The sequence below is a fragment of the Pedobacter glucosidilyticus DSM 23534 genome (assembly GCF_000425145.1).
Taxonomy (GTDB): Bacteria; Bacteroidota; Bacteroidia; order Sphingobacteriales; family Sphingobacteriaceae; genus Pseudopedobacter; species Pseudopedobacter glucosidilyticus.
In genome coordinates this window covers 1-7,868 of the sequence record NZ_AULF01000054.1, presented here as the reverse complement: position 1 = coordinate 7,868, position 7,868 = coordinate 1, and the positions used below count along the sequence as shown (strand labels likewise).

Sequence of the window (7,868 nt, the reverse complement as noted above, 5' to 3'; positions counted from 1 at the left end):
AGGCTAAGGTCAGCAACCAGTTTTTTTAATTGGCTATTCTCCTCTTCAAGCTGCCGTAAACGCCGAAGCTCGCTTACTCCAAGCCCGCCATACTTCTTCTTCCAGTTAAAAAACGTAGCCTGGGAAATACCCATCTTCCTGCAGATCTCTTCTACACGAGTTCCAGTCTCTGACTGTTTCAAAGCAAAGGCTATCTGGGCCTCCGTAAATTTTGATTTTTTCATCGCAATTATTTGTTTCAAGTTATAAATAATTGCCCTGCTTCTCTAATTTTGATCGTTGCTGTTTTGTGGGAGGAGGTCATGATTTGAGATATGGTTAATAACCTATCTATTAGTTTTGAAATTAATGTTTGGTGTTTAAAGAGGCCAAGCTTGCATTTACTACTCAATAATTTCATGTTTAAAATATTATGAAAAAGATTTCTTTTTTAATATTACTTACTTCTCTTTTTGTGATTAAACAAGCAAAAAGTCAAGACTATTTAAAAACTCAAGACGGATTAAGTATTAAAATTAACCATCAGCTTCTACAGTTATATTTTTATGGCCCTGATGTGGTAAGAGTTTTAAAATCTCCGGATTCAACACTAAATATTCAAGAAAGCCTTTCTGTAATAGCAAAGCCTTCGCTTATCGACTTTACCGTAGTGGAGAAAGATGGTTTACTAGAACTGCTTACTTCATCTTTAAAAATAAATATTGATTTAGAGAATGGTAAGATGAGTTTTAAAAATCTTGACAACAAATTACTACTGCAAGAAAAAGAGGCGGCAATTTTTACAAGTATAAAAGATATAAAAGAAGACGCATTTAAAGTAAAACAAACTTTTAAACTGGAAAAAGATGAGGTTATATACGGTTTAGGGCAACAGCAGTCTAACCAATTAAATCAAAGAAATCAAACGCTTATTTTAAGACAAAAGCCTTTACATATTGCAATACCTATCATACAATCTAATAAGGGATATGGTGTTTTCTGGGATAATTATTCAACTACAGTATTTAAAGATGATACAAGTGGAACTTCTTTTGACTCTGAAATAGGTCAAAATATTGATTATTACTTTATGTACGGGAAAAGCGGCGATGGTGTAATTTCAAAAATCAGAATGCTTACTGGCCAAGCTCCTATGAACCCGCTTTGGACTTATGGTTTTTGGCAATCAAGAGAGAGATATAGAGGCCAAGATGAGTTACTGGGCGTTTTGAAAAAATATAGAGCGCTGAAAGTTCCTTTAGATGGGATTATTCAAGATTGGCAATATTGGGGCGAAAATGCAAACTGGAATGCTATGAACTTTGAAAACCCTAAGTTTTATGATGGCAAAGCTATGATTGATGAAGTTCATCAATTAAATGCTCACTTCATGATTTCAGTGTGGTCTTCATTTGGCCCTAAAACCAAGCCCTTTCAAGAACTTAAAGAAAAAAATATGATTCTAGATTTTGAAACGTATCCTGCTGTTGCTAAGGTATATGACGCTTACCACCCCATGGCTAGATATATTTATTGGAAAAATTTAAATCATGGACTTTTTGCGAAAGGTGTTGATGCTTGGTGGATGGATTCTACAGAACCAGACCATTATAACATTAAAGAGCAGGATTTTGATCAGAATACTTATTTAGGATCATTTAGAAAAGTGAGAAATGCATTCCCTTTAATGGCAACCGGAGGCGTTTATCAACAACAAAGGGCTTTAACCACAGCTAAAAGAGTTTTTATTTTAACACGTTGTGCATTTGCAGGACAACAGCGCTATGCCGCTAACTCATGGTCTGGAGATGTTATTGCAGAATGGGATACTTTCGATCAGCAAATTGCATCAGGACTTAATTTCTCTATGTGTGGTATACCTTATTGGAACACTGATATAGGAGGCTTTTCAGCTAAACAATTTGATAAAGGAGTAAAAAATTTAGCTTATCAAGAGTTGTATACCAGGTGGTTTCAGTTTGGAACTTTTACCCCAATGACACGCTCTCATGGTACCGGTGGAGAAAAAGAAATTTATCAATTTGGAGACCGTGGTAACTGGGTTTTTGATTCGGAAGAGAAATATATTCATTTAAGATATCGCTTATTACCTTATTTATACGCAACCGCTTGGGATGTAACAAACCATGCAGGTAGCTTTATGCGACCTTTGTTTATGGATTTTAACGAAGATAAAAAAGCCCATACTATAAGTAATCAATATCTATTTGGAAAATCTTTTATGGTAACACCTGTTACTTCTTCTATGTATATCAAAGACAAAGGGCCTAAACACGAGGGTGCTGCAGTTGATTTTAATACTATAAAAAAACAAGCTGTTTATTTACCAAAAGGGAGTGCTTGGTTTGATTTCTGGACTGGAGAGAAATTAGAAGGTGGCCAAACGATTGAGCGGAATGTCCCTATAGATATTATACCCTTACATATCCCAGCAGGAACTATTTTACCATTATTAGCTCAAAAAATGCAATACGCTACAGAGAAAAAATGGGATGAACTTGAGGTAAGAATCTATACTGGCAAAGATGGTAAGTTTATGCTTTACGAGGATGAGAATGACAACTATAACTATGAAAAAGGTGTCTTTTCAGAAATTGAAATGCTTTGGAATGACCAAACTCAAACCCTAACTATAGGAAATAGAAAGGGCGAATTTCCAGGGATGTTAAAAGAACGGACTTTTAAAATAATTAAGGTAAATCGTAATCATGGAATCGGAGTTGATTCTGCACAAAAGTTTGATGCTATTATTTCTTATAAAGGAAAAGCGAAGGTGATTAAACTTTAATTCTAAAAGAGGTTGTCAAAAATCATATTTGTCACATTGAGCGGACCTTGTTCATCGTGAGCGAAGTAGAAGGATAAGAAAAGGCTACGACTACGCTCAGCCTGACACAAAATTATGATTTGAGACATCCTCTTTTTTTAACATGCTAATTTTTCACCTACTTTGGAGTGAAAAATCAATATCATCAACCAAAAGATATTCCCCTTTCTTTGCATGAGAAGAAATAAGTATGGTAACTTCATGAGCTTTAACAACTATATCTTTTAATGTTATGGTTGTCCATTCTTGCAGTTGAGTTGTGATTGGATAAGATTTGATTAAGTTTTTATTTTTATCCAATATCATCAATGAAGCTCCGTTCTTTTTCGAGTGTAATGAGGTTTTTATTCGGGCTGTAAGCTGATATTTACCATTTGGGATATAATATAAAGTCTGACTGGCTTGAGCTTTGTAATCCTTCTTCGTATTTGTCTGCTCCAAAAACCAGTTACCAGCTTCTTTTCTAACTCTGGTATGAGCTGTATCCAAATCTGAATCCCCATAAATAATTTTTGAGTCTTTCTTTATCGGATAATCATCCCAAGCAGTTGCTCTAGCTTCTATTCGGCTATCACTATTATGAACATAATCAAAAGAAGCATTCCCTAATAAATTGACATTTAAAAGTGGCTTGGTGTAATAGGCTACATATTCTACTTGCATTTTAGCACCTGGTTGTGGGGCTTCCATCGCTCTCTTTTCATAAACATCAAATGGTAAAGCAGTTAAATATATTTTTGCTGGCTGATAAACATTAACATCATGACCGTAAGCATCTATCAATCCATAAACGGTCTGCAAATTACCGTTAACATAATATCTAACCTCATTTGGTAACCATTCATAACCTACAGTTACCCAATCAGCATCATCATCGGTCCAAATGCCATCATCACCTTTAACCGCTTGGTCTAATATGGTATTAGGCATTTTAACAAATGTTTTCTTTTGTTCTGGTGTAGGTTGGTAATCTATATGTGTGGGTCTCCAACGATGTCTACCAGGCTGCAATGGTGCCAAACCAACCAATTTAGAATCTATTTCAAAACCATCTATTTCAATAGCGGCTTCGTTTGACCAAAAAGATTGATGTAAGCCATAGCTACCTGTGTAAATTTTAACTTTTGCTTCATAATAACCGTAACCAAAAGTTTTATTAGAAATAATACCTCCACCATAATATTTACCATCTGCATCTTTGTTGAAATGAATAGCTAATATTCCATTGTCAATACTATTATTTGAAGCTCTATTGTATCCAATAAAGGGCCCATGAGGATGCTTACTATTGGCATATATGGCTTTTTTAGCTTCTATTCTGGGTTTCCACCAATGATGATGCTGACTAATATGGTTTTCAATAAATTCGTCTATAAATAATAATTGGTAATTTGTGTCAGGTGTAAATCTTTTGGTTAAAGCAAGGTTTATTTTCTTTAAATCTGCATTGATAGCCATGTTTTTTTCATTTTGAAAACATATACCTTCTACTATGTAAGCATTAAAAAACAAGAAGCTTAAAGCGATTGTATTTGGTAACTTAATCAAGTTATAAAGTTGAAAGATCATGATATAATTGAATGTAAATCTAGATTTAATGGTAGCGTGTTTATTAAAATTTCCTTGTAAAACTTATATTATCTGCTTGAAAATATTCTCCTGCTTTAGCATTAGAAAAAAGCATCACCGTTACTTCGTTTTCCGTTACTGGAATATCATCTACAATAACATTTATCCAATTGGCTTGTGGATTTAATATCGCTCTAGATTTAATAACCGTAGTTTTATCTTTACCTAATATCACTATTTGAAGCCCATTTGTAATTTGATGAGCAGAACATTTTATATCAGCGCTAAGCTTATAGGTTCCATTAGCTATAAAATTGAGTTGTTGCAAAGTAATGGCTTTATAATCTGAAGTATCATTTCTATGTTCTAAAATCCAATTAGTACCGTCTTGGATGGCATAAGAATTTGTTCTTTGATAGTAAGGTACGGAGTAATTATAAGTTGGTGTATTTAATGCACTAGCATATTCTGTCCATCCTGTAGGGGCTTCATTTTTTCCTGTAGTGATAAATTTGGATTCAACATAATTGAAGCTGTTATTTCCTAACAAATTGACGTTATTTAATGGCCTGCTATAATAGGCAACATATTCTACCTGCATTTTTGCTCCTTCTTGTGGTTCTACCATTGGCTGTGCGGGATAAATATCAAATGGTAATGCGGTAAGATATATAGAAGAAGGTTGATACACATTAACATCGTTCCCAAAACTATCTATTAAAGGATATGAAGCTCTTAGCTGTCCGTTTACATAATAATTTACAACGTTAGGTAGCCACTCGTAACCTGCCGTTATCCAAAAGCCATCTGCATCAGTCCATATCCCATCATCGTTGGGTACCGGTTCATTAAGTTTTGTATTAGGATGGTAATAAAAATTGGCTTTTTCTGCACTAGTTGGTTTATAAGTAATTTGGTCAGGAAACCAACGGTGTCTTCCAGGCTGAAGAGGGGCTAAACTTATTAATTTCGAATCAATCTCAAACCCATCTATTTCTACTGCAGGTGCTAAAGACCAGAAAGACTGGTGTAAGCCATAAGTTCCTGTATAAATTTTAACTTTAGCTTCATAATAGCCATAGCCAAACATCTTTTTTGAAATAATACCTCCACCATAGTATTTACCATCTGCATCTTTATTAAACTTTATATTTAACATACCATTTACGACTTCGTTGTTAGCGGCTCTATTATAACCTGTAAAATCTCCAGTGTCACTAGCAAAAATTCTAGTAAAATCGGTTCTGGGCTCCCACCAATTATGATTTTGAGCGATATTATTATTGAAAAAACGATCCGTAAACATCATTTGATATGATGGATCGGGTTTAAAACCGATAAAGAAATCATCACTTGTTGATGTTCCCATTTGAGCTGCTAAGTTTTTATTTGACCCAACAACCTTTTTTTCTGAAGGTGTTAATACATCTTTCTGACAAGCATTTAGCAAAGAAATTGCTGCAGCTGCTACTAATGAATAAGCTTTTAATTTCATAATAAATTGGTTTATAATTGATATAACGAGTTACACTAAATTTAAGACTACTCTATTTCTATGAATAGAAATCTAGGCTATAATTAAAATTGGGAGTGCTCCCACTTGAGGGAGCGTTCCCTTATGTAGTTTTTTGAGTGTTAAAAAAGAATTCAACCGTTCCCAATAGCTGGGAACGCTCCCTTTGGCTATTTGATTAAATATTTTACCATCCTTTACAGTGAATGGATAAATTAGATTAAACCTAATTGTTGAGTAATGAAATGCTTTACTATCATACTTATTTGGATGTTAACTCCTATCCTTTATAAAGGAGCTTACTCACAATCTAAAACAGATATAGAGATACAAAGGGCCATTGCAGCCAGCCAAACCGGTGCTGCTCCTTTATTTTTTAAAGTGGATAAAGCCTATAATAAGCTTGAGCTAGACACCCAAAGTTTTGATGGAGAATTTATTCCTAGAACAGGGCTAAGTAATTTTTTATTTGCAACAAAGCATCAAAAAACTATGACAGTGGGTTTCATTGGTGGAAGTATTACTAAAGCTGATGATGGCTATAGACCTCAGTTATTATCTTATTTACAACAGCTACTTCCTCAAAATAATTTTATTGGACTAAATGCTGGTATTTCTGGCACAGGATCGGACTTGGGCGCATGCAGGATTAAAGAGCAATTATTGGTACACCAACCTCAAATTATATTTATTGATTTTGCCGTTAATGGTGCTTTTGTGGCAGGTATTGAGGGTATCATTAGGCAAATTAGAAATTACAATCCAAGTATTGATATTTGTTTATTATATACCATTAGTGGAGAACAATATAAAGTTTATGCATCAGGAAGAATACCTGAGAACATTAGAAAATTAGAAGAATTGGCTGATCATTATCAAGTTAGTTCTGTACATCTAGGAAAAAGCATTGGTATGCTTGAGGCTTTAGGAAAATTAGAATGGAAATCTCAGCAAAAATCATCTTCAAAAATTATTTTCTCTAGAGATGGTATACATCCAACTTATGAAGGCGGAAAACTTTATGCTTCAGTTATTGCCAGGGGTATAAAAAAGTTGATGCTTGATATACCAAGTAGTAAGAAAACTTATCCACTTCCAAACTTACTTAGTACAGAAAATTGGGAAAATGCTAAAATGTTTCATCCACATATGATAGCTACTTTTGACCAGTATTGGGAAAAAGTTAATCCTTTAAAAGAACTAAATCTTGATTCATTTGCTGGCTGGTTTCCTTCTGTTATGAAAGCCTATGAGCCTGGAGCTACATTTAGATTTAAATTTAGAGGCACCCATTTTGGCATCTTTGATATTGGAGGACCAGAGGTAGGTCAATTAGAAATCATCATAGATAAGCATACACCAGAGGCTAAATATTTACGCAGTAACCGTTTTAATGTGCATTGTAACAATAGATATAGAGGACAGTATGTCTTATTTCCGGTTAAAGAAGGTTTACATGAAGTAACAATCAAGATTTCAAAGGAAATCCCTAATAAAGAAGAAATATTAGGCTCAAATCAACTTCAAGATATTAAGCAGTTTCCAAATAAGTACCGTCAATCTGTTATTTATATCGGAAAAATATTAATAAATGGAGATGTAGTTAAATAAATCTTAATTAGTCGAGCCTTAAAAAGCATATAAAATTATGATTATCAACACTTTGTGTATAATTTTAATGTGAAATAATTGCAAGATTTGTTATATTTATATCGTAAAACTTGCAAATATTTAAGATGCTTCCCAATAAAAAACCAGAGAATCAAACCAGCCTATTTTTCACTTTTGAGCACACCCTAAACCGCCACCATCCCTTATTTTTACTTGCCAACAAGATAGATTGGAGTGTTTTTGAAAAGGCCTTTGCCCCACTCTATTGTAAGGATAACGGCCGTCCGGCCAAGCCCATACGTTTAATGGTGGGTTTACTGATGTTGAAACATATCCGTAACGTATCAG

6 protein-coding genes are annotated in these 7,868 nt (G+C 34.1%); 3 read left to right on the top strand and 3 right to left on the bottom strand.

The window, feature by feature from the left end; all coding sequences use genetic code 11:
* Positions 1–224: transposase (locus tag H510_RS0112665; RefSeq protein WP_026904664.1), on the bottom strand; the 224-nt coding region annotated here is incomplete at its 3' end.
* 188 nt (positions 225–412) lie between these two features.
* Between H510_RS0112665 and H510_RS0112660 the strand changes: the two genes are divergently transcribed.
* Positions 413–2,788 (top strand): glycoside hydrolase family 31 protein, encoded by a 2,376-nt coding sequence (locus tag H510_RS0112660; RefSeq protein ID WP_026904663.1) that lies wholly within the window; start codon positions 413–415, stop codon positions 2,786–2,788.
* Positions 2,789–2,941: 153 nt separating this feature from the next.
* Here the strand turns inward: H510_RS0112660 and H510_RS0112655 are convergent, their stop codons facing one another.
* Both H510_RS0112655 and H510_RS0112650 read right to left on the bottom strand, forming a co-directional pair.
* Positions 2,942–4,375 (bottom strand): glycoside hydrolase family 16 protein, encoded by a 1,434-nt coding sequence (locus H510_RS0112655; RefSeq protein WP_162143079.1) that lies wholly within the window; start codon positions 4,373–4,375, stop codon positions 2,942–2,944.
* A gap of 64 nt (positions 4,376–4,439) precedes the next feature.
* Positions 4,440–5,891 carry a glycoside hydrolase family 16 protein gene (locus tag H510_RS0112650; RefSeq protein ID WP_026904661.1) on the bottom strand — a complete coding sequence of 484 codons (1,452 nt, stop codon included), beginning with the start codon at positions 5,889–5,891 and terminating at the stop codon, positions 4,440–4,442.
* A 258-nt stretch (positions 5,892–6,149) separates the two neighbouring features.
* Here H510_RS0112650 and H510_RS0112645 point away from each other — a divergent pair, with 258 nt between their 5' ends.
* Together H510_RS0112645 and H510_RS0112640 are read left to right on the top strand one after the other, a co-directional pair.
* Positions 6,150–7,520 carry an SGNH/GDSL hydrolase family protein gene (locus tag H510_RS0112645; protein WP_026904660.1) on the top strand — a complete coding sequence of 457 codons (1,371 nt, stop codon included), beginning with the start codon at positions 6,150–6,152 and terminating at the stop codon, positions 7,518–7,520.
* 125 nt (positions 7,521–7,645) lie between these two features.
* Positions 7,646–7,868 (top strand): transposase (locus H510_RS0112640; protein ID WP_483823593.1); only part of this gene is annotated, 223 nt, incomplete at its 3' end.